Annotated in this window: 21 protein-coding genes; 8 read left to right on the top strand and 13 right to left on the bottom strand. The window is 74.4% G+C overall.

The features are described 5' to 3' along the window. Positions 1-65 precede the first annotated feature (65 nt). Together ACZ7IF_RS11910 and ACZ7IF_RS11915 are read right to left on the bottom strand one after the other, a co-directional pair. Positions 66-1,055: a malate dehydrogenase gene (locus ACZ7IF_RS11910; protein ID WP_470967586.1), complete on the bottom strand. Its 990-nt coding sequence runs from the start codon at positions 1,053-1,055 to the stop codon at positions 66-68. A gap of 225 nt (positions 1,056-1,280) precedes the next feature. Continuing rightward, on the bottom strand, positions 1,281-1,895 hold the full coding sequence (locus ACZ7IF_RS11915) for a short chain dehydrogenase (RefSeq protein ID WP_470967589.1): 615 nt from the start codon (positions 1,893-1,895) through the stop codon (positions 1,281-1,283). Positions 1,896-1,965: 70 nt separating this feature from the next. On the opposite strand from ACZ7IF_RS11915, the gene ACZ7IF_RS11920 reads away from it, so the two are divergent. Continuing rightward, on the top strand, positions 1,966-2,868 hold the full coding sequence (locus ACZ7IF_RS11920; RefSeq protein WP_470967592.1) for a LysR family transcriptional regulator: 903 nt from the start codon (positions 1,966-1,968) through the stop codon (positions 2,866-2,868). Here the strand turns inward: ACZ7IF_RS11920 and ACZ7IF_RS11925 are convergent. Then, positions 2,865-3,434 (bottom strand): DUF3017 domain-containing protein, encoded by a 570-nt coding sequence (locus ACZ7IF_RS11925; RefSeq protein WP_470967596.1) that lies wholly within the window; start codon positions 3,432-3,434, stop codon positions 2,865-2,867. The two genes, ACZ7IF_RS11920 and ACZ7IF_RS11925, sit on opposite strands and share 4 nt — an antisense overlap. 7 nt (positions 3,435-3,441) lie before the next feature. Then, positions 3,442-4,302 (bottom strand): bifunctional methylenetetrahydrofolate dehydrogenase/methenyltetrahydrofolate cyclohydrolase, encoded by an 861-nt coding sequence (locus tag ACZ7IF_RS11930; RefSeq protein ID WP_470967600.1) that lies wholly within the window; start codon positions 4,300-4,302, stop codon positions 3,442-3,444. Between the two features lie 252 nt (positions 4,303-4,554). Between ACZ7IF_RS11930 and ACZ7IF_RS11935 the strand changes: the two genes are divergently transcribed. Then, a complete protein-coding gene (locus ACZ7IF_RS11935; protein WP_470967603.1) occupies positions 4,555-5,289 on the top strand; it encodes an RDD family protein in 735 nt (244 codons plus the stop codon). A gap of 70 nt (positions 5,290-5,359) precedes the next feature. On the opposite strand, the gene purH is transcribed toward ACZ7IF_RS11935, so the two are convergent. Together purH and purN are read right to left on the bottom strand one after the other, a co-directional pair. Next, the gene (gene purH / locus ACZ7IF_RS11940; RefSeq protein ID WP_470967606.1) at positions 5,360-6,937 is read right to left on the bottom strand and encodes a bifunctional phosphoribosylaminoimidazolecarboxamide formyltransferase/IMP cyclohydrolase; all 1,578 of its coding nucleotides are present in this window, start codon (positions 6,935-6,937) and stop codon (positions 5,360-5,362) included. Then, positions 6,934-7,557: a phosphoribosylglycinamide formyltransferase gene (gene purN / locus ACZ7IF_RS11945; protein WP_470967611.1), complete on the bottom strand. Its 624-nt coding sequence runs from the start codon at positions 7,555-7,557 to the stop codon at positions 6,934-6,936. Before purN ends, purH begins: the two co-directional genes overlap by 4 nt. Positions 7,558-7,806: 249 nt before the next feature. Here purN and ACZ7IF_RS11950 point away from each other — a divergent pair, with 249 nt between their 5' ends. Continuing rightward, positions 7,807-8,382: a hypothetical protein gene (locus ACZ7IF_RS11950; RefSeq protein WP_470967616.1), complete on the top strand. Its 576-nt coding sequence runs from the start codon at positions 7,807-7,809 to the stop codon at positions 8,380-8,382. A gap of 292 nt (positions 8,383-8,674) precedes the next feature. Here ACZ7IF_RS11950 and ACZ7IF_RS11955 read toward each other — a convergent pair whose 3' ends face one another. After that, on the bottom strand, positions 8,675-10,204 hold the full coding sequence (locus ACZ7IF_RS11955; RefSeq protein ID WP_470967620.1) for a cell division protein PerM: 1,530 nt from the start codon (positions 10,202-10,204) through the stop codon (positions 8,675-8,677). A 119-nt stretch (positions 10,205-10,323) separates the two neighbouring features. Between ACZ7IF_RS11955 and ACZ7IF_RS11960 the strand changes: the two genes are divergently transcribed. Continuing rightward, positions 10,324-11,838, top strand: a complete 1,515-nt coding sequence (locus ACZ7IF_RS11960) for a helix-turn-helix domain-containing protein (protein WP_470967624.1) — start codon at positions 10,324-10,326, stop codon at positions 11,836-11,838. Between the two features lie 72 nt (positions 11,839-11,910). Here ACZ7IF_RS11960 and sucD read toward each other — a convergent pair whose 3' ends face one another. The 5 genes from sucD to ACZ7IF_RS11985 all read right to left on the bottom strand — a co-directional run bounded on the left by sucD (position 11,911) and on the right by ACZ7IF_RS11985 (position 18,870). Continuing rightward, positions 11,911-12,801: a succinate--CoA ligase subunit alpha gene (sucD, locus tag ACZ7IF_RS11965; RefSeq protein WP_470967628.1), complete on the bottom strand. Its 891-nt coding sequence runs from the start codon at positions 12,799-12,801 to the stop codon at positions 11,911-11,913. Positions 12,802-12,822: 21 nt separating this feature from the next. Further along, positions 12,823-14,001 (bottom strand): ADP-forming succinate--CoA ligase subunit beta, encoded by a 1,179-nt coding sequence (sucC, locus tag ACZ7IF_RS11970; protein ID WP_470967631.1) that lies wholly within the window; start codon positions 13,999-14,001, stop codon positions 12,823-12,825. 262 nt (positions 14,002-14,263) lie between these two features. Next, complete coding sequence (locus ACZ7IF_RS11975; protein ID WP_470967635.1) at positions 14,264-15,409, bottom strand: VWA domain-containing protein; 1,146 nt, start codon at positions 15,407-15,409, stop codon at positions 14,264-14,266. Positions 15,410-15,511: 102 nt separating this feature from the next. Continuing rightward, positions 15,512-17,767, bottom strand: coding sequence for a DUF5682 family protein (locus tag ACZ7IF_RS11980; protein WP_470967639.1), 2,256 nt, complete (start codon positions 17,765-17,767; stop codon positions 15,512-15,514). Beyond that, entirely contained in the window at positions 17,764-18,870 is a 1,107-nt protein-coding gene (locus ACZ7IF_RS11985) for an ATP-binding protein (protein WP_470967644.1), read from the bottom strand. Before ACZ7IF_RS11985 ends, ACZ7IF_RS11980 begins: the two co-directional genes overlap by 4 nt. 134 nt (positions 18,871-19,004) lie before the next feature. Between ACZ7IF_RS11985 and ACZ7IF_RS11990 the strand changes: the two genes are divergently transcribed. Next, a complete protein-coding gene (locus tag ACZ7IF_RS11990; protein ID WP_470967649.1) occupies positions 19,005-20,342 on the top strand; it encodes an SWIM zinc finger family protein in 1,338 nt (445 codons plus the stop codon). 282 nt (positions 20,343-20,624) lie between these two features. Then, a complete protein-coding gene (locus ACZ7IF_RS11995) occupies positions 20,625-22,199 on the top strand; it encodes a DUF5691 domain-containing protein (protein ID WP_470967654.1) in 1,575 nt (524 codons plus the stop codon). A 40-nt stretch (positions 22,200-22,239) separates the two neighbouring features. On the opposite strand, the gene ACZ7IF_RS12000 is transcribed toward ACZ7IF_RS11995, so the two are convergent. Continuing rightward, positions 22,240-22,644, bottom strand: coding sequence for a cobalamin B12-binding domain-containing protein (locus tag ACZ7IF_RS12000; protein WP_470967660.1), 405 nt, complete (start codon positions 22,642-22,644; stop codon positions 22,240-22,242). A gap of 210 nt (positions 22,645-22,854) precedes the next feature. On the opposite strand from ACZ7IF_RS12000, the gene ACZ7IF_RS12005 reads away from it, so the two are divergent. Next, complete coding sequence (locus tag ACZ7IF_RS12005; protein ID WP_470967664.1) at positions 22,855-23,688, top strand: esterase/lipase family protein; 834 nt, start codon at positions 22,855-22,857, stop codon at positions 23,686-23,688. A gap of 267 nt (positions 23,689-23,955) precedes the next feature. Next, a complete protein-coding gene (locus ACZ7IF_RS12010) occupies positions 23,956-25,464 on the top strand; it encodes a M23 family metallopeptidase (RefSeq protein WP_470967671.1) in 1,509 nt (502 codons plus the stop codon). Positions 25,465-25,500 lie beyond the last annotated feature (36 nt).

The raw sequence follows: 25,500 nt of genomic DNA on the forward strand, positions 1-25,500 counted from the left end.
ACGGGGCGCTTCGGTGTTCGTACCCCTCAGGCGTTCGGGTGAACCGCCTGGTGGGGACGGGTGGATCAGATCAGGCCGAGGCCGCGCACCGCGTCGCGCTCCTCGACGAGCTCCGCCACGGACGCGTCGATGCGCTTGCGGGAGAACTCGTTGATGTCCAGGCCCTGGACGATCTCGTACTTGCCGTCGGCGCAGGTGACGGGGAAGGAGGAGATGATGCCCTCGGGAACGCCGTAGGAGCCGTCCGACGGGATGCCCATCGAGGTCCAGTCGCCCGCGGCGGTGCCGTTGACCCAGGTGTGCACGTGGTCGATGGCGGCGTTGGCGGCCGAGGCGGCCGAGGAGGCGCCACGGGCGTCGATGATCGCGGCACCGCGCTTGGCCACGGTCGGGATGAACTTCTCGGCGAGCCACACCTCGTCGCCCACGACCTCGGCGGCGTTCTTGCCGGCGATCTCCGCGTGGAAGATGTCCGGGTACTGGGTCGCCGAGTGGTTGCCCCAGATGGTGAGGCGCTTGATGTCGGTGACGTCCGAGCCGGTCTTCTGGGCCAGCTGCGTGATCGCGCGGTTGTGGTCCAGGCGGGTCATCGCGGTGAAGCGCTCGGCCGGTACGTCCGGGGCGGCGGCCTGCGCGATGAGCGCGTTGGTGTTGGCCGGGTTGCCCACGACCAGGACCTTGATGTCGTCCGCGGCGTGCGCGTTGATCGCGGCGCCCTGCGGCTTGAAGATGCCGCCGTTGGCGGCGAGCAGGTCACCGCGCTCCATGCCGGCGGTGCGCGGGCGGGCGCCCACGAGCAGCGCGACGTTGGCGCCCTCGAAGCCCTTGTTCGGGTCGTCGAAGATGTCGATGCCCTTGAGCAGCGGGAAGGCGCAGTCGTCGAGCTCCATGGCGGTGCCCTCGGCGGCCTTCATGCCCTGGGGGATCTCCAGGAGGCGGAGCTTGACCGGCACGTCCGCGCCGAGCAGGTGGCCGGACGCGATGCGGAAGAGCAGCGCGTAGCCGATCTGGCCGGCGGCGCCGGTGACAGTGACATTCACGGGAGTGCGGGTCATGGCCTTCTCCGTTAGACAGCTGGCGGTGGGGCGTCCCCGCCCCATGTGCTGGACCCCAATTGCTGGGGAGGACGCCGCTTCCCTGTCCTGTGAATCTTGACGTGAAGAGACATCCGCGGTCAGGCTATCCGACCCGCGGGGCCCCCAATCCCCCGGACCCTGTGGTCCACGGCACACGGGCGCCCGGGGTCGGAGGTTTCGAAGGTCCGGACGGGTGTGCGGCCGTTACTCCACCCGGAAGACCTCCCCCGTCCGGTGCCCCTCGACGGACTTGACGTAGGCGTTCGCCGCGCGGGCGACCGGTACCGGGTCGAATCCGGCGAAGGCGTCCCCGTACGCGTCGAGGGACTCGGTGAAGACGGTCGGGCTGACGGCGTTGACCCGCTGGCGGCCCGGGAGCTCGATGGCGGCGGCCCGCACGAAGGCCTCGACGGCGCCGTTGACGAGGGAGGCGACCGAGCCGGTGAGCAGCGGCTCGCGCGCGAGGATGCCGGTGACCAGGGTGAAGGAGGCGTGCGCGGGGAGCCGGGCGGTGCCCTGGCGGACCAGCTCGATCTGGCTGACGGCCTTGCCCTCCAGGCCCTCGCGGACGTCGGCGGTGCTCAGCTCCGACAGCGGCCGCCACGGGACGCTGCCGGCGGCGCTCGCCACCGCGTCGACGGGGCCGACCGCGTCGTACATCGCCCGGATGGACTCGGGGTCGGTGATGTCGACGTACACGTCCGCGTCCTTGCGGGACGCGGTGACCACCTCGTGGCCGCGCTCGCGCAGGGCCGTGCGGACCGCGCTGCCGAGGGTTCCGTTGGCTCCGACCAGGAGCACCTTCAGGGGAGCGTTCATACGACGAGGATCCGCCCGGCCCATCGTGAAGTCCAGCTACTTCAACTACACCCATCGTTAAGCTGGACTCATGCTTGATGTGAAGCGGCTCGTCATCCTCCGGGACCTTGCCGAGCACGGGAAGGTGACGGTGGTCGCCGAGCTGCACCGCGTGACCCCCTCCGCGGTCTCCCAGCAGCTGCGCGCCCTGGAGGCCGAGGCCGGGGCCGTCCTCGTCGAGCGGGAGGGGCGCGGGCTGCGGCTCACCCAGGCCGGCGCCGCCCTGGCGGCCGCCTGCGAACCGGTGCTGGCCGCGCTGGAACGGGCCGAGGGGGCGGTGCGGGCCCTCGACACCGGGCCGGCCGGCGAGCTGTACGTCGGCTGCGCCCCGAGTGCGCTGGCGACGGTGGCCGCGCCGCTCGTGGCCCTGCTGGCGCGGCGCCACCCGGGGCTGCGGCCGCGCGTGGTCCAGGCCGACCCCGAGGAGGCCGTGCCGCAGCTGCGCCGGCGGCGCCTGGACCTCGCGGTGACGTACGCGTACCCGCTGCTCGGCGCCGCGCCCGCGAGCGGGACCACCGCCGTCCCGCTGTTCGACGACCCGCTGTGCCTGGCGCTGCCCGAGGCACTGCTGCCGGCCTACGAGCGGGAGGGGCCGGCGGCGCTGCGCCGGGCCGACTGGGTCTCGGCGCCCGCCCCGAGCAGCTGCCGGGAGATGCTCGTGCACACCTGCCGCAACGCCGGGTTCACCCCGCGCATCGCGCACGAGTGCGCCGACCTGCGGGCCGGGCTGTGGCTGGTCGCCGCCGGGCGGGCCGCGTCGGTCCTGCCGAAGCTGCTGTGCGACGCGCCGCCGCCCGGCACGGCGGTGGTGGAGCTGCCGGGCCGGGGGCGGACCCTCCAGGCGCTGGTCCGGGCAGGTACGGAGACCCGCCCGGCGGTCGCCGCTGCCCTGGACGCCCTGGTGGAGGTGACCGGGGGCCGGGGGCCGGGCTAGCGGACCGTGAAGCGGACCGCGCTCTCCAGGAAGGGGATGTGCAGCCACGGCCCGGGTTCCATGACCAGCGCGAGCAGCGTGATGGCCACGCCCAGCACCCCGTACGTGATCATGTCCGTGAAGCGGGAGCGCACCGCGAGCATGCCCACCGAGGGCAGGACGCGCCGCATCACCGCCGCCGTGATCAGCGCGACGCCGATCACCAGGCAGCCGACCCGCGGGTGCCCCACCGCCGTGGTCAGCAGCCCCACCGCGGTGGCGGCGAGGACGCTGAGCATCGGCCACTGACGGGCCGGCGTGGACACCGCCCCGGGGATGGCGCGGCCGCCGCCCTCGGGGCGGGCCGTGTCCTGGGTGACGGTGGGGAAGCGCCGGGACCGCGCGGCCGGCGGCGCGGGCCTCTCCGCCGCCTGCTCGGGCCCGGACGCCTGCTCGGGCTCCTTTCGGGGCTCCTTTCCGGGCTCCTTTCCGGGCTCCTTTCCGGGGCCGGGCCCCGGGCCGGCGGCCGGCCGCGTGCCGTCCTGCGGGCGGGACGCCTCGCCCGGCGCCCCGTCCGTACCGCTCACGTCGTGCTCAGCCCGCACTGGTGGTCCGCTCCGCCGCCTCGACGACGTTCACCAGCAGCTGCGCCCGCGTCATCGGGCCGACACCGCCCGGGTTCGGGGAGAGCCAGCCCGCCACCTCGGCGACGCCCGGGTGGACGTCCCCGACGATCTTCCCGTTCTCGTCGCGGCTGACGCCGACGTCGAGCACCGCCGCGCCCGGCTTCACGTCCTCCGGCTTCACCAAGTGCGGGACGCCCGCCGCCGCGACGATGACGTCCGCCTGGCGCAGCAGCCCGGCGAGGTCGCGCGTACCGGTGTGGCACAGCGTCACGGTGGCGTTCTCGGACTTGCGGGTGAGCAGCAGCCCGATGGAGCGGCCGACGGTGATGCCCCGTCCGAGGACGACGACGTGCGCGCCGTTGATCTCGACCCCGTGGTGGCGCAGCAGCTCGACGATCCCGTACGGGGTACAGGGCAGCGGGCCCTGCTCGTTCAGGACCAGCCGGCCCAGCGACATCGGGTGCAGGCCGTCGGCGTCCTTGGCCGGATCCATCAGCTCCAGGACGCGGTTGGTGTCGATTCCCTTGGGGAGCGGGAGTTGGACGATGTAGCCCGTGCAGTCCGGATTTTCGTTCAGCTCGCGCACGACCGCCTCGATGTCCTCCTGGGAGGCCGTCGCGGGCAGTTCGCGCTGGATGGAGGCGATGCCGACCTCGGCGCAGTCCTTGTGCTTGCCGTTGACGTACCAGCGGCTGCCCGGGTCGTCGCCGACCAGCAGGGTGCCGAGCCCGGGGGTGACGCCCCGGGCCTTCAGCTGCTCCACGCGGGCCTTCAGTTCGGATTTGATCGCGGCCGCGGTGGCCTTGCCATCGAGAATCTGGGCGGTCATGGGGGCATCCTCCCGGATGGGGCGGTCCGGCTTCCACTCGGGCGTCGGCCGGATCGCGCTCTTGATTGCACTTGCACAACAAGTCTGGCCCGCCTCGGCAACCAACTGGACAAGCCAGGTGCGGGCCCACCACGATGACGGGCAGCAAGACGATCGGAAAGAGTGCCGCGGGCAGTGCCGGGGGGCGTACCGCAGAAGCAAGTGTCCTCCAGCGTGCCGTGCGTCCCCGCACTTCACGGAGGAAAGACCCAGATGAGCTTCGGCGACCCGAACAACCCCTACGGGCAGCAGCAGCCGCCGCAGGGCCAGCCCGGCTACGGCTACCCGCAGCAGGCCCCGCAGGGCGTCCCGCCGCAGGGCCAGCCCGGTTACGGCTACCCGCAGCAGGGCCAGCAGCCCTACGGCGTCCCGCCCCAGGCGCCGGGGACCCTCCAGGCCAACAACGGCTACATCAACGTCGCGGGCCTCGGCACCGTCCAGGTCGCCACGATGGGCCGCCGCTTCGGCGCCCGCGTGATCGACGGCATCATCGTCACCATCATCGTGTGGATCCTCTTCGCCGTCGGTGCCGCCGCTCTGTTCGGCCTCGCCGACTCGGTCCAGGACTGCACGGGCCTCGACTACACGTCGCCCGCGTACCAGGAGTGCGTCAACGACCAGGCCGAGGCCGCCGGCGGCATCATCGCCGGCCTGTTCGGCACGCTGGCCCTCGTCGGCCTCGCCACGGCCCTCTACGAGTGGCTGATGATCGCCTTCGTCGGCGCCACCCTGGGCAAGATGGCCCTGGGCCTGAAGGTCGTCAAGGAGAACACGGGCCAGAACCCGGGTCTGGGCGGCGGCTTCATCCGCTGGATCATCCCGATCGTCGGCGCCGTCCTCTGCTACATCGGCACCATCCTGGTCTACCTGTCCCCGTTCTTCGACAACTCGGGCAAGCTCCAGGGCTGGCACGACCGCGCCGCGGGCACCCTCGTGGTGAAGAAGTAACACCCGGCACACCAACGCGAAGGCCGCGTCCCGCAGTGCGGGACGCGGCCTTCGCCGTCTACCGGGGCGCTCAGTGGAAGAAGTGGCGGGTACCGGTGAAGTACATCGTCACGCCGGCCTTCTTCGCCGCCTCGACGACCTGCTCGTCGCGGACCGAACCACCCGGCTGGACCACGGCCTTGACACCGGCGGCGGTCAGGATCTCCAGCCCGTCCGGGAAGGGGAAGAACGCGTCCGAGGCCGCGTACGAGCCCTGCGCGCGCTCGGCGCCCGCCCGCTCGACGGCGAGCTTCGCCGAGTCGACGCGGTTGACCTGACCCATGCCGACGCCGACCGAGGCGCCGTCCTTGGCGAGCAGGATCGCGTTGGACTTGACGGCGCGGCAGGCCTTCCACGCGAAGGCGAGCTCGGCCAGCTCCTCGGCGGACAGCGCCTCGCCGGTGGCCAGCGTCCAGTTCGCCGGGTCGTCGCCCTCGGCCTGGAGGCGGTCGGTGACCTGGAGCAGCGCACCGCCGTCGATCGGCTTGACCTCGACCGGGTTGGCCGGGGCGCCCTCGGCGCGCAGCACGCGGATGTTCTTCTTGCGGGCCAGCACCTCGACGGCGCCGTCCTCGTACGCCGGGGCCACGATGACCTCGGTGAAGATCTCCGCGACCTGCTCGGCCAGCTCCACCGTCACCGGGCGGTTGACGGCGATGACGCCGCCGAACGCGGAGAGCGGGTCGCAGGCGTGCGCCTTGCGGTGTGCCTCGGCGACGTCGGCACCGGTCGCGATGCCGCACGGGTTGGCGTGCTTGATGATCGCGACGCAGGGGTCGGCGTGGTCGTACGCGGCCCGGCGCGCGGCGTCGGTGTCCGTGTAGTTGTTGTACGACATCTCCTTGCCGTGCAGCTGCTCCGCCTCGGCCAGGCCGCCGGTGCCGTCGACGTAGAGCGCGGCGCCCTGGTGCGGGTTCTCGCCGTAGCGCAGCACGTTGTTGCGCACGTACGTCGCGCCCAGGAAGTCGGGGAAGCCGGAGTCGTCCGCGGCGGCGTAGTCGGCGGCGAACCAGGAGGCCACGGCCACGTCGTAGGCGGCGGTGTGCTGGAAGGCCTCGGCCGCGAGCCGCTTGCGGGCGCTCAGGTCGAAGCCGCCGCCCTGGGCGGCCGCGAGGACGTCGGCGTAGCGGGCGGGGCTGGTGACGACCGCGACCGAGGGGTGGTTCTTGGCGGCGGCGCGGACCATCGAGGGGCCGCCGATGTCGATCTGCTCGACGCACTCGTCGGGGGTGGCGCCGGAGGCGACGGTCTCCCGGAACGGGTAGAGGTTGACGATCACCAGGTCGAAGGGCTCCACGCCCAGCTCGGCGAGCTGGCGCTGGTGGTCCTCCAGGCGCAGGTCGGCGAGGATGCCGGCGTGCACGCGGGGGTGGAGGGTCTTGACGCGGCCGTCGAGGCACTCGGGGAAGCCGGTGAGCTCCTCGACCTTGGTGACGGGCACCCCGGCGGCGGCGATCTTCGACGCGGTGGAGCCCGTGGAGACGAGCGCGACGCCCGCCTCGTGCAGGCCGCGGGCCAGCTCTTCCAGTCCCGTCTTGTCGTAGACACTCACGAGCGCGCGGCGGATCGGCCGCTGGGTCGTAGCCGTCGTCGTTTCGTTGGCGGTCACTGGATTGTTACCTTTCGTCCCTCAATGCGGTAGCCGTGCCGGGCCAGGCGCCCCACGACGTCGACGAGCAGCTGGCGCTCGACTTCCTTGATGCGCTCATGGAGCGCGGCTTCGTCCTCCCCGTCCCGGATCTCCACGACACCCTGGGCGATGATCGGACCGGTGTCCACGCCGCTGTCCACGAAGTGGACCGTGCAGCCGGTGACCTTCGCGCCGTACGCGAGGGCGTCGCGCACCCCGTGCGCGCCGGGGAAGGCCGGGAGGAGGGCGGGGTGGGTGTTGACGAACCGGCCGCCGAAGCGGTCGATGAAGCTCTTCCCGACGATCTTCATGAACCCGGCGGAGACGACGAGGTCGGGTGCGTGGGCGTCGGTCGCCTCGGTGAGCGCGGCGTCCCACTCCTCACGGCTGCCGTAGGCCTTCACCGGACACACGAAGGTGGGGATGCCCGCCTTCTCGGCCCGCTCCAGACCGGCGATGTTGTCGCGGTCGGCGCCGACGGCGACGACCTCGGCCCCGAAACCCTCGGCTCCGCCGGGGTGGGCCTCGATGGCGTCGAGCAGGGCCTGGAGGTTGGTGCCGGAGCCGGAAACCAGCACGACCAGGCGGGAGGCGGCCATGTGAGGCCCTTTCTCACAGGATTTGCGACGTTCGTCTTGTGCGGTCATACGAAACTTCGGGGTACCGATATACGGGGAACCATACGAAGCCACCGACCGCCTGCAACGATACCGGCACACCGGACCGCCCCCGAGGGACGGGGGGACGGGCGGGCGGTAGCGTCTGGCGTACAAGCCGCGAACGACGCGGAACGCGCCCTCGTACGCGGGGCGCGCACCGCCCACGACACAGGGGAAGTCACACACTCGATGCCGGACCGCCGCCAGCCCGACCCCCCGACCGACGACAACCCCTTCGCGGCGCCGCCGGAGGGCCGGCCCGACCAGCCGTGGCAGCCCCGGCAGCCGCAGCGGCCGCAGGACGGCGGCGGTCCGGGCGGCGGCCCCACGGAACCCGGCGAGGGCGGCCCGGCCCGGTGGGACCCCACGGACCCGGTCCAGCGACGCGCCCGCTACGCGCTCCTCGCGGGCATGTGGGGCTTCTTCTTCGGCATCTTCGGGATCCCCTCGGTGGGGCTGCTGCTGGGTGCGCTGGCCATGTACTGGGGCATCAGCGCCCTGCGCGGCCGCCCGGCGACCGACTCGGCCCCCGGCGGCCTGTCCGCCCTCGGCCCGGCGGCCCGCCCGCAGCGCGCGGCGGCGGTGAGCGGGCTGGTCACGGCCTCACTGGCACTGCTGCTGGCGGCCAGCTCGTACGCACTGCAGCTGGCGTACAAGGACTTCTACATCTGCCGCGACGACGCCCTGACCCGCACGGCGGAACTGGAATGCAACACCCTCCTCCCGGACAACATGGTGGGCAAGATCCTCAAGGTCCAACGCTGACCCCGGCCGATCCCACCGGCGCTTGAGACGCGGCTCCGGGGCCACGACCCTGGATCTTCAAGCCCCGCCGGCGCTTGAGGCGCGGGTCCGGGGCCACGCCCCCTGGATCCTCAGCCCCGCCGACGCCTGAGACGCGGGAGCCCGGGGACGCAGCCCCCAGCGGCCCGGAGCGCAGCCCCTGGGCCCTCAGCCCCGCCGGCGTTTGAGGCGCGGGTCCGGGCAGCGCCCGGGGAACGGGCGAAGGGCGGGTAGGGGACCGGCCCCGCAGGGCCCGCCCCACCCCGGCCAGGGTTCAGTCGGACGGCCGCCGCCGCGCCAGCACCCGCGCGCCCACCACCCCCGCCGGCAGCAACGGCTCCGCAGGAACCGGAACCACCGGCGCAGCCACCACCGGCGGCACGACCTCCACCGGCGGAGCCGCATGGCCCGGGCCGGGGCCCGCGACCTCCCCCGCGGAGACGACCAACGGCTCCGCCGCCCTCCGCAACGCCTCCCACCGAAGCTCCCGCACCCCCGAGTCGTGCCACGCATCCCCCTCCACCCCACTCCCCGCGGAGCGCACGGGCCGGGTCCGCCACACCTGCACCCCCACCGCCAACGGCACGGCCAGCACCAGCGTCCACCCCGCCGCCGCACCCCCCACCGCCCACCACACCGGCCCGACGCCCGCCAGCACCCGCGACCCCAGCGGCCCCGCCGAGGCCGCCGCGAGGCCAGCCATCCCGAGTCCGCACACCCCCGCGCCCAGTGCGGCCGTCAGCGCGGTCTCCCCGTACGAGACCTCTCGCGCCCGCCTCACCGCGAACCACCCCACCGTCAGCCCCGCCGCCACCGGCACCCCCAGCGCCGCCCACGTCAGCGGAGTCCCCGGCCCCGGCGCCGGCAGCGCCGCCAGCAGGGGGAACCTCGGCAGTGCCGCCGCCCCCTCCAGCCCGAGCGGGGTCGCCACCGACCCGGCGCCGAGCGCGAACCCGGGCCCGAGCCCGTACGCCGCGCCCCACACCATGGCGTTCGGGATCAGCGCCACCGCGAGGAGCAGCACCGCGAACCGCCCCGACCACACCCCGGTCAGGGCCAGGAAGGAGTTCTGCACCTCCGCCCCGTGCCAGACCAGGGAGGCTCCGACGAGCAGGGCACCGCCGCCCAGCAGGACGAGCACCCCGGCCGCGCCGGAGCGCAGCGCCAGCCCGTACCGGGGGCGGGCCACGGCCCGGCGCACGCTCTCCGGAACCCACTCCGGCAGGGGCCCCAGCGGCTTGCCCTTGGCCGCCCAGACCCCGCCGGCGGCGGCGAGCACGGCCACCAGCGGCACGTGCCAGGCCGCGCTGAGCGGGTCCGCCGGCATCGGCCCGCCGGCCGCGTACACCGTGGCGAACGCACCGACCGTCAGGTAGCCGCAGGTCACGGCGGAGAACACGGCACCGGCCGGCAGCACCTCGTCCCCCTCCGCCCCGGCGGCGTCCCCCGAGGCGCTGCCCAGCCGGGCCGCGCGCCGCACGAGCAGCACGGGCAGGGCCACGAGCAGCAGCGGGACCAGGCCGACGGGTGCGGGCACCCCGGAGAGGGTCTCGTAGCGGACGAGTTCGGTGCCGTGGGCCATCAGCCACAGCCCGGCGGCGAGGTGCAGCGCGCCGCCCGGGCCGCTGTCGGGGTAGGGGGAGCTGATCCACAGCACGATCACGAGCACGGCGAGGAAGCCGAGCCCCAGTCCGGCGGCCACGGCGCCGCCCAGTACGCAGGCGGCGGCCGCCGGTGAACGGCGCCGCGCGGCGGCCCGCGGGGCCGTCGGCAACGGGGTCCCGCGTTCGGTCACTTCGGTCACTCCGCCATGGTGCCCTCGACACGCGCTATGTCCGGGTAACGACCGATTGTCCGTGGTGTCGTTCAAGATACGTTTATGTACTTTATTGCCCAGAGCAGCCGTGTCGCGGGGAGAGTGGCATGACACAAGACGTCGAAGCGTCCTCCGGCTCGGAGCTGGGCCTCCCGTCCCCCAAGGAGCGCCGGTGGCTGCGCGAGTCGGGCGGGCTGACGTACGAGGAGGCCGCGGCGGAGGTCGGCGTCACCGCGACCACCGTCCGCTCCTGGGAGTGCGGCCGCACCGAGCCTCGCGGGCGCACGCGCGTGGCGTACGCGGCCCTCCTGGACCGGCTCGCGGCCGCCGGGGCCGCCCCGGTACGGCCCGCGGCGGCGGGCCCGCCCACCCACCGGCCCCGGACCGCCGCCGACCGCGCCCCGAGGCCGTCGGCCCACCCGCCCCAGGCGGCACACTGGCCCCACCCGGCCCCGGCCCCGGCCCCGGCCCCGGCCCCGGGCGAACCGGCCTCCCTCCAGCGCTCCCCCGACCCGGCGCCCGCCGCCACGGCCGCCCTGCCCGCCGCCCCGGCCCCCGGAGCCCCGGCCGCGCCGGGCACCGTCCCCGGCGGCGCGGATCCCAGACCCGAGCACCCCACCCCGGCGGAGCCGGCCCCGCCGCCGCCCGCGCCCTCCGCCGGCGAACCGGCCGCCGAACCGGCCCCCACCCCTGAAGAACCGTTTCAGCAGATCGGCCCCGCCCAGCCGGACCCCGCGCGGGGGGAGCCCGCCCCCACCGGCCGCACCACCCGGCCGGGGCCGCCGTACGGGCCCCGCCCGAGACCCCCGCGGGACCCCGTCGAGGCCTTCGACGCCCTCTACGACCACGCCGCGGCCGCGCTCGTCCGCCAGGCCTACCTGCTCACCGGCCGCCGCGCCCTCGCCCTGCACTCCGTCGAGGTGGCGTTCCGCCAGGCCTGGGGACGCTGGCCCGAGGTGGCCACCGACCGGGACCCCGTCGGCTGGGTGCGCTCGGCCGCGCACGAGTACGCCCTCTCCCCCTGGCACCGGTTCCGCCGGGCCCACCGCCACCCCGACAAGCCCCCCGCCGACCCCGCCGACCGGATCCTGCTGGACGCCCTCCTCGCGCTGCCGCCCGTACACCGCCGGACCGTGCTGCTCTACGACGGCGTCGGCCTCGACCTGCCCGACACCGCCGCCGAGACCGAGGCCAGCACTCCGGCCACCGGGCACCGCCTGCTGCGCGCGCACGCCGAACTCGCCCGCCGGATCCCCCTCCCGGCGGACGCGGCGCCCGGACAACGGTCGGCCGTGCTGCGCGAACGGCTCGGCGCGGTGCGGCCCGCCGTGTCCCTGGAGCCGCGCCCGGCGGCCACCGTCCGCACCGTCAGCGAGCGCCGGGCCCGGCGGCTGGCGCGGGCCGCGCTCGTCCTGACCGCGGTGATCGCCGCCTCGACGGGGTACACCACCGTCACCGCCCCGGACCACTACGAGCCGCCGATCGCCCCCGGCGCGAGCGTCTCCGGGGTCCCGCCGCTGAGCGGCCCCCCGAGGCTCACCGAGACGAGCCGGTTCCTCCAGGACAAGCTCCGCGCCGACCCGGCCGCCGGCCCCCACCGGCTCCACCCGCGGCTCGAATGAGAAAAGGGCGTGGCCCGCACCCCGGAGGGTGCGGGCCACGCCCTTACAGCCGTACGTCCGTACGGAGACCGCTTACTTCGCGGCTTCCAGGATCTCGCGCGCCAGCTTGGCCGTCTCGGTCGGCGTCTTGCCGACCTTGACGCCGGCGGCCTCGAGGGCCTCCTTCTTGGCCTGTGCGGTGCCGGAAGAGCCGGAGACGATGGCGCCGGCGTGGCCCATGGTCTTGCCCTCGGGGGCGGTGAAGCCCGCGACGTAGCCGACGACCGGCTTGGTGACGTTCTTCGCGATGAAGTCCGCCGCACGCTCCTCGGCGTCGCCGCCGATCTCACCGATCATGACGATGAGCTCGGTCTCCGGGTCGGCCTCGAAGGCCTCCAGGGCGTCGATGTGCGTGGTGCCGATGACCGGGTCGCCACCGATGCCGACGGCGGAGGTGAAGCCGATGTCGCGCAGCTCGTACATCATCTGGTAGGTCAGCGTGCCGGACTTGGACACGAGACCGATCTTGCCGGGCTTGGTGATGTCGCCCGGGATGATGCCGGCGTTGGACTGGCCGGGGGTGATCAGACCCGGGCAGTTCGGGCCGATGATGCGGGTCTTGTTGCCCTTGGCGGTCGCGTACGCCCAGAAGGCGGCGGAGTCGTGCACCGCGATGCCCTCGGTGATGACGACGGCCAGCGGGATCTCGGCGTCGATGGCCTCGACGACGGCGGCCTTGGCGAAGGCCGGCGGGACGAAGAGGACGGAGACGTTGGCGCCCGTCTTCTCCATCGCCTCGGCGACGGAGCCGAAGACCGGGACGTCGGTGCCGTCGAAGTCGACGCTCGTGCCGGCCTTGCGCGGGTTCACGCCGCCGACGATGTTGGTGCCGTCAGCCAGCATCAGCTTGGTGTGCTTCATGCCCGTGGCACCGGTCATGCCCTGGACGATGACCTTGCTGTCCTTGTTGAGGAAGATAGCCATGTGAGTCTGTGACCTCTGCCCTTACTTCGCAGCCGCGAGCTCGGCGGCCTTGTCGGCCGCGCCGTCCATGGTGTCCACGCGCTGCACCAGCGGGTGGTTGGCGTCCGAGAGGATCTTGCGACCCAGCTCGGCGTTGTTGCCGTCGAGGCGGACGACCAGCGGCTTGGTGACCGCCTCGCCCCGGTCCTCGAGCAGCTGCAGCGCCTGGACGATGCCGTTGGCGACCTCGTCACACGCGGTGATGCCACCGAAGACGTTGACGAACACGGACTTGACGTCCGGGTCGCCGAGGATGATCTCGAGGCCGTTGGCCATGACGGCGGCGGAGGCGCCACCGCCGATGTCGAGGAAGTTGGCGGGCTTGACGCCACCGTGGTTCTCACCGGCGTACGCGACGACGTCCAGGGTGCTCATGACGAGACCCGCGCCGTTGCCGATGATGCCGACCTCGCCGTCGAGCTTGACGTAGTTGAGGCCCTTCTCCTTGGCGGCGGCCTCGAGCGGGTTCGCGGCGGCGTGGTCCACGAACTCCTCGTGGGACGGCTGGCGGAACTCGGCGTTCTCGTCGAGCGAGACCTTGCCGTCGAGCGCGATGACCTCACCGGAGGCGACCTTCGCGAGCGGGTTGACCTCGACGAGGAGCGCGTCCTCGGCGATGAAGGTCTGCCACAGGGTCACGAGGACCTCGGCGACCTGCTCGGCGACCTCGGCCGGGAACTTCGCCAGGGCGACGATCTCGCGGGCCTTCTCGATGGTCACGCCCTCGTTGGCGTTCACCGGGACCTTGGCGAGCTTCTCCGGGGTCTCCTCGGCGACCTGCTCGATGTCCATGCCGCCGGCGACCGAGGCCATGGCCAGGAAGGTGCGGTTGGTGCGGTCGAGGAGGTAGGAGACGTAGTACTCCTCCAGGATCTCCGGCGCGGTCTCGGCGATCATCACCTTGTGGACCGTGTGGCCCTTGATGTCCATGCCGAGGATGTCCGTCGCGCGGGCGACGGCCTCGTCCGGGGTGGCGGCGAGCTTCACGCCACCGGCCTTGCCGCGGCCGCCGACCTTCACCTGGGCCTTGACGACCGACTTGCCGCCCAGCTTCTCGGTGGCCTCGCGAGCCGCCTCAGGCGTGTCGATGACTTCACCGGCCAGCACCGGTACACCGTGCTTGGCGAAGAGGTCCCTCGCCTGGTACTCGAACAGGTCCACGCGCGTCCGTCCCTTGTCTTTAAAGATTCGCAGTGATTCGCGGTTGTCTGCTATCTGCGTGGGCGTGCCGCGGAGGGCAACGTGACGGCGCTGTCACTAGGAAGGCGCACACGGTGACCGTGGACGCGGCATGTCCGTCTCGCAGGTTATCCCCGCTGGACGTAGGTCCCTAAATCGCAGATCACACCTGAGCGGTGATACCTGTCACAGATCGCCTCACGGTTGAACTGCGTCTTCGTGTGATCCGCCGATGGCGCGCCCGTCAGGGGACCGGCAGGGGGCGCTTCTCCAGCGCGGCCGCCATCACCTCCGGGAACAGGTCCGGGGTGCAGGCGAAGGCGGGCGCGCCCAGCGCGGCCAGGGCCGCGGCGTGCTCGCGGTCGTAGGCCGGAGCCCCCTCGTCGGACAGGGCCAGCAGGGTCACGAACTCCACCCCGGCCCCCTTCATCGCGGCCACCCGCCCCAGCATCTCGTCGCGGATCCCCCCCTCGTAGAGATCGCTGATCAGGACGACGACCGTGTCGGCCGGTCGGGTGATCTTGGACTGGCAGTAGGCCAGGGCCCGGTTGATGTCGGTGCCGCCGCCCAGCTGGGTGCCGAACAGGACGTCGACCGGGTCGTCGAGCTGATCGGTCAGGTCGACGACCGCCGTGTCGAAGACGACCAGCCGGGTGGCGATCGACCGCATGGAGGCGAGGACCGCCCCGAAGACGGAGGCGTAGACGACCGAGGCCGCCATCGAGCCCGACTGGTCGATGCAGAGGACCACCTCCTTCTTCACCGCCCGCGAGGCCCGGCCGTAGCCGACGAGCCGCTCGGGGACGACGGTCCGGTGCTCGGGGAGGTAGTTCTTCAGGTTCGCCCGGATGGTCCGGTCCCAGTCGATGTCGTGGTGGCGGGGACGGCTGACCCGCGCGGAACGGTCCAGCGCCCCCGTCAGGGTGGCCCGGGTGCGCGCCGCGAGCCGCCGCTCCAGCTGCTCGACCACCTTGCGGACCACGGCCCGCGCCGTCTCCCTGGTCGTGTCGGGCATGGCCTTGTTCAGCGACAGCAGGGTGCCGACCAGGTGGACGTCCGGCTCGACCGCCTCCAGCATCTCCGGCTCCAGCAGGAGCGCGGACAGGCCGAGCCGCTCGATGGCGTCCCGCTGCATGACCTGGACCACCGGGCCCGGGAAGTACGTACGGACGTCCCCGAGCCAGCGCGCGACGCGCGGCGCGGACCCCCCGAGCCCGGCGGACCGCTCCCCCTGCCCCCTCCCGCCGCCGTAGAGCGCCCCGAGCACCCCGTCCATCGCCGCGTCCCGCCCGCCGAGCGCACGGCCCGTCCCGTCGGCCTCACCGCCGAGCACCAGCCGCCACCGCCGCAACCGCTCGTCTCCGGCGGTTTCCGTGCCGCTCTCCGTCATCTGCCGATCCCCTCTCGTTCCGCGTGTACCGCTGCGCGGGGCTTGCCCCTCCCCGCCCTTCGCCCGTTCCCGTTCCCGGGCTGCGCCCGGATCCCCTCTGCGTCAGGCCGCCCTGAGGAGCAGCCGGGCCAGTTCGGCCATCGCGTCCGCGCGGGCCGGGTCCAGGTCCGGGGCGAAGCCCGGCGGGGCGGTGGTGGATGCCGCGCGGGCGCCCGGGACGCGCCGGGCCAGCTCGCCCAGGGTCCGCTTCACGCCCGGCTCGTACCCCCCGAACGTGCGCCGCAGCAGCGGCAGTACGTCGATGAAGGCGCCCTCCGGCACCGACACCAGCCAGGCGTCGATCAGACCCAGCAGCCGCTCGTCGTGGACCAGCAGCGTCCCGCCGCCGGAACCCCCGGCGAACCCCTCGATCCAGCCCGCCGCGTCGGCCGGGGAGGCCGCCGGGGACAGCGCGAGCCCCATCAGCCGCGCCGTCTCACCGGCCGGGAGCCGGCCGTCGTCCAGCAGCAGCCGCGCGGCCCGCCCGCGTATCCGCCCGGGCACGGTGTCCCGCCCGGCCAGCGTCCGCAGCACCGCCGACCAGCGCTCCCGAAGCCCCGGGTCCGCGTCGGCCAGCAGGCCGACCGCCCCGTGCACCCCGTCGACGTGGCCCCGCAGCTCCGCCGCCCCGTCGGCGTCGAGCCCGGCCGCGCAGGCCGGCGGCAGGGCCACGCAGATCCGCTCCGCCAGCCCGGCCGCGACCGTGCCGAGCGCCGCCGCGTCCGTACCCCGTACGTCCCCGTACCGCAGCGAACGCGCCAGCGCGGGCAGCGCCTTGGCGAGCCGGGCCACGTCCGTGTCCAGCGCGGCCCGGTCGGCGAGTGCCCGCAGCACCGCGGGCAGGGCTTCCGAGAGCCCCGCCAGCAGGCACCGCTCGGCCAGCGCGGTGACCTCCCCCAGCTCCTCGGCGGCCGCCGCGTCGGCCTCCGCCTTGGCGGTGGCGGCCCCCAGCACGGTGGTGCCCCAGATGCCGGCCTCGGCGACCCGCACCGACAGCTCCGGCTCCCAGCACAGCCGCCAGGTCTCCCGGAACGTGCCCGTGCCGCTCCGGGAGGCCGTCGGCGTCCCCCAGTCGATCCCGAGCAGCCGCAGCCGGTGCAGCAGCAGGGACTTGGCCGCGTCGGAGTCCTTGCGCAGGTCCAGCTCCAGCTCGCGCCGCTGCGCCTCGGCCTTGAGCCGCAGGGTGCGCTGCCGGCGCGTCAGGTCCCGCTGGAGCGGTACGACGGGCGCCGCGTCGGGGACCTCGCCGAGTACGTCCCCGACGACGAGCCGGTCCTCGACCAGCGCGAGCGGTATCCCGGAGCCGTCGCACATCACGGCCCGGACCGCTTCCAGGGTCTCCGTGAGGCCGGGCAGCGGGCGGCCCCGCACGGCGGCCAGCGTCTCCGCCAGCCGGACCGCCTCGATCACATGGGCCGAGGAGACCTGCCGGTCCTCCTCCCGCAGCAGCCCGGCGACCTTGGTCAGCCACCGCTCGACGGGCCGGTCGCGGGCCGCGAACAGGTGCGCGTACCACCCGGGCGAGGTGACGCCCGCGCCGTATCCGCCGGCCCGGGCGAGCCTGCGGTGGCTCCACGGCACCCAGGTGGTCTCCACCTTCACCTTGGGCAGCCCGGTGAGCAGCGCCTTGTCCGCCGCCACCGTGGACCCGGCGCGCAGCGCCGGGACGTGCCAGGCCCCGCACACCACGGCGTAGTCCTCGCCGAACTCCCTGCGGGCCGCCCGCATCCGCTGCCGCATGTGCGCCTCGCGGACCAGGTCGCGGGCGTGGCCGCCGTCGCCGTAGGTCTCGCGCAAGGCGCCCATGGCCTCCGCCAGGGCCTCGAAGACGGCCAGCGGGTCCCGCACCTCACCCGTGCCCCGGTGCTCGACCACGTCCTCCCACCAGTGCTCGGGGTCCTCGTACCCGGCGGTCTCCGCGAGCACGGCGAGCGGATCGATCCGCACGTCGCCGGCCTCGGGGGCGCCCGGCTCCTCCTCCCCGGGCGCGGCCAGCGCATGGGCCGCCGGCAGGTCGATGAAGCGCACCGGCACGTCCCGGGCCTGTGCCCAGCGGATGGCGACCCACTCCGGGGAGAAGGCGGCCAGCGGCCAGAACGCGGCCTTGCCGGGGTCGTCCGCCGCGTGCGCGAGCAGGGCGACGGGCGGGCGCATCCCGGGCTCGGCGGCGAGCGCGAGCAGCGCGTCCCCCTCGGGCGGCCCCTCGATCAGCACGGCCCGCGGCTGCGCCCGGTCCAGCGCGGCCCGCACCGCGCGGGCCGAGCCGGGCCCGTGGTGGCGGACGCCCAGCAGCAGCGGTCCCGCGGCCGCCGGGCTCATGCCGTCACCTCCCGGCAGGCGCGGTAGAAGTCCTTCCAGCCGTCCCGCTCGCGGACGACGGCCTCCAGGTACTCCTGCCAGACGACGCGGTCGGCGGCCGGGTCGCGGACGACGGCCCCGAGGATCCCGGCGGCCACGTCGGAGGGGCGCAGGACGCCGTCCCCGAAGTGCGCGGCGAGGGCCAGTCCGCCGGTGACCACGGAGATGGCCTCGGCGGTGGACAGGGTGCCGCTGGGCGACTTGACCTTGGTGCGGCCGTCGTCGGTGACGCCGGCGCGCAGCTCCCGGAAGACGGTGACGACCCGGCGGATCTCCTCCAGTCCCTCGGGCGCGGCGGGCAGGTCCAGGGCGCGGCCCATCTGGTCGACGCGGCGGGCGACGATGTCGACCTCGGCGTCGGCGGTGGCGGGCAGCGGCAGGACCACGGTGTTGAAGCGGCGGCGCAGGGCGCTGGAGAGCTCGTTGACCCCGCGGTCGCGGTCGTTGGCGGTGGCGATGAGGTTGAAGCCGCGCACGGCCTGCACCTCCTCGCCGAGCTCCGGTATCGGGAGGGTCTTCTCGGACAGGACGGTGATGAGCGTGTCCTGTACGTCGGCCGGGATGCGGGTCAGCTCCTCGACCCGGGCGGTCATGCCCTCGGCCATGGCCCGCATGACGGGGCTGGGGACGAGGGCTTCGCGGCTCGGGCCGTGGGCGAGGAGGCGGGCGTAGTTCCAGCCGTAGCGGATGGCTTCCTCGGGGGTGCCGGCCGTGCCCTGGACGAGGAGGGTGGAGTTTCCGCTGACGGCGGCGGCGAGGTGCTCGGACACCCAGGTCTTGGCGGTGCCGGGGACGCCGAGCAGGAGGAGGGCGCGGTCGGTGGCGAGGGTGGTGACGGCGACCTCGACGATCCGGCGCGGTCCGACGTACTTGGGCGTGATGACGGTCCCGTCGGCGAGCGTGCCGCCCTGGAGGTAGGTGGCCACGGCCCACGGGGAGAGCTTCCAGCGGGCCGGGCGGGGCCGGTCGTCCTGGGCGGCGAGGGCTTTCAGTTCGTGCGCGAAGGCGTCTTCGGCGTGCGGTCGCAGTGCCTCGGTGCCGGTGCTGCTCTCGGGCGTGGTCATGGTCCCCCTCCAATGCTCGGCAGCCGCTCCCGACTGCTGGAACCACCGTAGGGACCCCCACTGACAACGCCCTTTGTTCCGGGCGTCGTTGCAGGTCAGGGCGATTGTCAGTGGGGGTCTCTACGGTGGTTCCCATGACTGAGCAGGGGGTCCGCTGGACGGCGGAACAGGTACTGGCTCTGGCTCCTGACGACGCGTCGCGCAAGGCGGGGGGCAGGCTGGGCGGGGCGGGTCCGTGGTCACAGACCGGAAGTTCCGCTTCCGGTGCGGTGTGGGGGTCGTGCAAGGGCAGCGGCAGTACGCCGTACCGGACGGTCGTCGACCTGACGGGGCCCGCGTACACGTGCTCCTGCCCGAGCCGGAAGTTCCCGTGCAAGCACGCGCTGGGGCTGCTGCTGCTGTGGGCGGCGGAGGGGTTCGGCGATCCGGCCGAGGCACCGGACTGGGCGGGGGAATGGCTCGCGGGGCGCGCGGCGAAGGCGGCGCGTCCGGCGGTCGGTCCGGTGGACGCGGAGGCGGCCCGCAAGCGGGCGGAGCGGCGGGCCGAGCGGATCGGCGCGGGGGTCACCGAGCTGGAGCAGCGGCTGGTGGACCTGCTGCGCGGCGGGATGACCGGGCAGCAGCAGGCCGGCTACGCCCCCTGGGAGGAGGTCGCGGCCCGCATGGTCGACGCCCAGGCACCGGGACTGGCCGCGCGGGCAAGGGAGTTGGGGGCAATACCCGGTTGCGGCCCCGGCTGGCCCGCCCGGATGCTTGAGGAGTTCGCGCTGCTGCACCTGCTGGACAGGGCCTGGCTGGGGGTGTCCGGGCTGCCGGAGCCGCTGGCCGCGACCGTCCGGAGCCGGGTGGGGCTGCCGTCTCCGGCGGAGGGCGAGACCGTCCGGGACCGCTGGCTCGTGCTGGCCCAGTACGACTCGGTGTCCCCGGACGGCCGGCTCACCACCCGCCGGATATGGCTGCGCGGGCTGGGGAGCGGACGCCCGGCGCTGGTCCTGGACTTCGGTCCGCCGGGGCGGCCGCCGGGGCTGGCACTGCCCGTCGGGCTGGTGCTGGAGGCGGAAGCCCGCTTCCGGCCCGGGTCGGCGGGGCTGCGGGCGGAGTTGGGGGACCGTACCGCGGCCGCGGTGCCGGCCGCCCACACTCCGCCCGGGGTGGGCACCGGCGAGGCCCTGGAGGCCTACGGGGCCGCGCTGCGGGAGGACCCGTGGCTGGAGTCCTGGCCGGTGGTCCTCGGCCCCGTCGTCCCGGTACCGGGCGAAGGGGGCGAGGCGGCCTGGCAGCTGGCGGACGCGCAGGGGACGTCCGCACTGCCGGTGACGCTGCCGCAGGGCCGCTCGCGGTCCGGGCTGTGGCAGCTGGCCGCCCTCTCGGGCGGCGGGCCCGTCACGGTCTTCGGCGAGTGCGGCCACCGCGGCTTCACCCCGCTGACGGCCTGGCAGCCCGGCTCGCCCGAGCCGGTGCCGCTGCTCTGACGAAGCGGGCAACCAACCGAAAACGCAGGGGGCCTGGGGGGATCCATGCCGTCTCGCAGACCGACATGGAGGACGCGGAGGCGCGGGGGCGCCGCCGCGAGGACGAGAAGCCGGGGGGCTTTCATGAACGACAACCACGCCAGCTGAACGGGGTCGTACGGCGATTCCGGTGCCACGGCCCCGCGGAGGGGGCGGGACCGCGGCCCGGGCCGGCACGGCGCACGACCGACGACGCACGACCGACGGCGCACGACTGACGGGGACTGACGAGGGAGGGGTCCGATGGGCCAGGGTGACGATGGGGCCGGGGCGTACCGGGACTGGGAGGAGCTGGTCACCGCCGCGCTGCTGGGCACCGGGCGGCGGGGCGGCTCACCGGAGGCGCTGCTCGACGCGGCGGCCGTGCAGACGCTGCGGCGCCGTGCCGGGCTGCGGCCCGCCGAGGCGGCCCGGCGGCCCCGGCCCGCGGCGCGCGATCCGCGCCCGGCGCCCCCGGAGGCCGCCCGGCGGCGGCTCGCGCAGCTGCTGGCCGGCCGGACCGCGGCGGGCAGCGGCGGCGGGCGGCGCGGAGCCGCCCCAGATCTGACGGAGCTGCTTCCGCAGTGGCTGGCCGCCGCCGCGCGGCACGGGTACCGGGCGCCGTCGGCCCTGGTCCCGGCGCTGCTGGACGCGGCCCGGGCCCGGACCGACCTGCGCCCGCAGGCACTGGCCCTGGCCGGGGCGCGGGGGCTGTGGCTGGCCCGGCTGAATCCGGAGTGGCGGTTCGCCCTGCGCGGCGCGGCGGGAGGCAGCGGGGAACCGCCCGACCCGGCCGACGGGGAGGCGGTGGCCCGGCTCTGGGAGGAGGGGCTGTTCGCGGAGCGGGTCGCCCTGCTCGGCGCCGTCCGGGCCCACGAGCCGGCGGCGGCGCCCCGGCTGCTGGCCACGACCTGGGCGACGGAGCGGGCCGAGGACCGGCTGATGTTCCTCGACTCCCTGCGGTCCGGGCTGTCCGACGGGGACGAGCCGTTCCTGGAGGCGGCGCTGGGCGACCGCAGCCGCAATGTCCGGGCGACCGCCGCCGAACTGCTGTCCGCGCTGCCCGCCTCGGCGCTGGCCGGGCGGATGGCGGAGCGGGCGCTCGCCTGCGTCGGCCCGGAGGCGGTGGTGCCCCCGGCGGAATGCGACGCGGGCATGCTGCGCGACGGGGTGGTCAAGCGGCCGCCGGCCGGGCGCGGGGAGCGGGCCTGGTGGCTCGGCCAGCTGGTGGAGGCGGCCCCGCTGTCCTGCTGGCGGGACCGCTTCGGCGGGCTCGAACCGGCGGAGATCGTGGCGCTGCCGGTGGCCGAGGGCTGGGCGGAGGAGATACACGCGGCCTGGTGCCGGGCGGCGGTGCGCCAGCGCGACCCGCTCTGGTCGAAGGCCCTGCTGGGCCCCGCCTCCGCGCCGCCCGCGGCGGGCCCGGGCACGGCGTCGCTCGCGGAGCGGGCGAAGCTGCTGGAGACGCTGACCGAGGAGGAGCGGGCCGGGTGGGTCGCGGAGTTCGTACGCGCCCACGGGCTCTCGGAGGCCTTCCAGCTGCTCGGCGTCTGCCTGGTCCCCTGGGCGGGGGAGCTGGGCCGGGCCGTGGTGGACGCGCTGGACGCGGCGCGCGAGGCGGGCAGTTACCCGTGGAGCTTCAGCGGGGTGATGGGCCTGGCGGAGCGCTGCCTCGACCCCGAGGAGGCGGACCGTCTGGAGGCCCTGACGGCCGCCGCCCAGGACCCGCCGGAGACTTCACCCGGAGCCGCCGCCTACTGGGCGGAGGCCTTCCAGCGCCTGGTGGCCACCCTCCGGCTGCGCGCGGCGATGCTCGCGGAACTGGCCCCGCCCGCCTGAGCCCGGGCAGCGGGGCCGGACAGCACTCCCCGGGGACCGGTCAGCCCTGGCGGACGTGGGCGTTGACCCAGTCCACGATGGAGGTGGTGGTGGCGCCGGGGGTGAAGATCTCGGCGACGCCCTTCTCCTTGAGCGGAGCGATGTCGTCCTCCGGGATGATCCCGCCGCCGAAGACCTTGATGTCCGCCGCGTCGCGCTCCTTGAGGAGCTCGATGACGCGGACGAAGAGCGTGTTGTGCGCCCCGGAGAGGATGGAGAGGCCGATGGCGTCCGCGTCCTCCTGGATGGCGGTGTCCACGATCTGTTCGGGGGTCTGGTGGAGGCCGGTGTAGATGACCTCCATACCGGCGTCGCGCAGCGCCCGCGCGATCACCTTGGCGCCGCGGTCGTGGCCGTCGAGACCCGGCTTGGCCACCACCACACGGATCGGACCGGTCACACCCATCGCACTGCCTCCCGAGTGAACGAACGTTAAGTACAGCATTGCGCACGGCACCGTTTCACGGTCAACGGGGAGGGGGAAATCACACGTGGGACGCCGTTGATTCACCACCGCCCCGTCGCCCCGCCACCGCGCCGACAGCCGCACGGCACGGTGGCGGGGCCGCGCCGGCGGTACGGCCCCGCACCCGAATGGTCCAGGGGGAGGCCGTCCATGGGGCTGACGATCGCACCGCTGCCCGTGCCGCGCACGGGTGCCGCCCTGCGGGCGGCGGTCCTGGAGGCGGCGGTGCTCGCCGGGCACCTCCTCCTCTACCCCACCGGTATGCGGGAGGAACGCCCGCCGGACCTGCCGGCCGCCCGGACGCCCGGACAGCCGCCGCCGGTGCTGCTCCTGCACGGCTTCACCGACAACCGCTCGGTCTTCGTCCTGCTGCGCCGGGCCCTCGGCGCGGGCGGCCTGCGGCGCGTGGAGACGTACAACCACTCCCCCTTCACCCGCGACCTGCGCGTGACGGCCCGCCACCTCGCCCGGCGCGTCGAGGAGCTGTGCGAGCGCGGCGGCCAGGAGCGGGTGGACCTCATCGGGCACAGCCTCGGCGGGCTGGTCGCGCGGTACTACGTCCAGCGGCTCGGCGGCGACGCGCGCGTGCGGACGGTGGTCACCCTGGGGACCCCGCACGACGGCACCCGGGTCGCGCCCTTCATGGACGCGCACCCCCTGGTCCGCCAGATGCGCCCGGACTCCGAGGTGATGGCGGAGCTGCGCGAACCCGCGCCCGACTGCCGGACCCGGTTCGTGGCGTTCTGGAGCGAGTTCGACGCGTTGATGGCGCCCACCGGGACGGCCCGGATCGACCATCCGGACCTGGACGCGACGAACGTGCAGGTCACCGGTATCGGACACCTCGCCCTCCCCGTCCATCCCACCGTCATCACCGCCGTCCGGCGGGCCCTCGACGGCCCGCTCCGCCCGGCGGACGGCGCGCCCCGCCCGGCGGAATCCGCCCGCGCAGCGGGAACCGACGGTCAGAGCCTGGTCGTCTGAGAAGACCGCGTGCACGCCCGGCCGCCCGCGGGCCTGCGCTTACAACACCGGTCGACCGCCAGTCGAACGAATTTCGAACTCAAGGCCAAGGCTCGGTCTTCCGGCGACCGAAAGGCGGCCGAATGCCCGGTTCCGCTGAGGTCGAAACACTCGGAAGATTGTCGAGGCGAGTAACCGCCGGGTACAGTCACGCCACTGCTCTCCTCCGGTGAACCTTGAGTTCCCCGGCCACCCAGGCCCCACACTGCCGAGGCGAAAGAGAAGTTGGTGAACGACCGCCCGACGTCGGGCCAGTACCCCGATTTCGGGTACGACGGCCTTTCCACCACCACTTTCGCTGGTGACCAGGCATATGCGTCCTATGAAACGCAGGGCCAGGGGTATCAGTTCGTCACGGACCACGCCGCTTCGGGCAGTTACGGAACGTACGACACGTACGGGGCGTACCCCTCCGCGGCCGACACCGGCTCGTACGACACCACCGGGTGGTCCGCTCCGGAGAGTTACCTTCCGAGCGTCCCGGCCCAGAGCGTCCCCGAGGACATCACGGGCCAGTACGACGCGAGCGCCTGGAACGCCGCGACCGCCGAGTACCAGTCCGCCCCCCTCGGCTACGGCGCCGGCGAGGAGCAGACGGGGCACTGGACCCTCCCCGGCTACGGCCAGGACACCGGCACGTACGACGCCACCGCCTGGAACGGCGGCGCGGCCGGCGCGACCGCGTCCGCCGGCTACGAGGCCACGACCGTCGTCCCCGTGTTCACGGAGACCGCGGCGGCCGAGGACCACGCCGGAGCCGACGCCTTCGCGGACGCCGATCCGTACGCCGACGACGAGACCTCCGTCTTCGAGCCCGTGCCCGTCGACGCCGAGGAGGAGCCGGGCTTCCCGGACGCTCCCGTGCACGACATGCCCACGCAGGCCGTCCCCGTCACCCCGTCCGCCGCCGGGCCCCGTGCCGGCCGCCGCGCCACCGGCAAGGCCGGCTCGGGCCGGAACGGCGCGGCCAAGGGCAGCGGCAGCGCCGCCGCCGGAAGCCGTCGGCGCAACCCGGCCAAACGGTCCGCCCTGCTGACCGTGGCCGTGCCCTCCGCGTGCGTGATGGGCGTCGCGGGCGTGGCCGCCGCCTCCGTCGGCGGACTCACCGGCGCCGACAAGCCGGCCGAGGAGACGACCACGATGGCCGCCCCGGACCCGTCCTCGGTGAACCCGGTCGAGGCGAACAACAAGCTCGACACGCAGTTGGCGGCGCTCAGCGCCGACGCGGGCGACTTCGCGGACCGCGCGAGCCGCACCCAGGAGCGCATCGACCTCAAGCAGCGCCAGGAAGAAGAGAAGAAGAAGAGGGCCGAGGAGGCCGCGGCCAAGGAAGCGGCCCGCCCCAAGTTCTCCGTACCCGTCGCCCAGCGGGGCCTGAGCGCCAGCTTCGGCCAGGCCGGCGGCATGTGGATGTCGGTGCACACCGGCATCGACTTCCCCGTCGGCTACGGCACGCCGGTCATGGCGGCCACCGACGGCACCGTGCGCACCCAGTGGAACAGCGCCTACGGCAACATGGCCATAGTGACCTCCCCCGACGGCACCGAGACCTGGTACTGCCACCTCGGCAGCACCAAGATCCGGTCCGGCAAGGTCAAGGCCGGCGACGTCATCGCGTACTCCGGCAACTCGGGCAACTCCACCGGCCCGCACCTCCACTTCGAGGTACGGCCCGGCGGCGGGTCCGCGATCGACCCCGCCGCCTGGCTGCGCAGCCACGGCCTGGACCCGAGCTGAGCCGACGCCGGTAGCGGCCGGGGCCCGAAGGCCCCG

This window comes from Streptomyces sp. NPDC037421 (assembly GCF_055602105.1).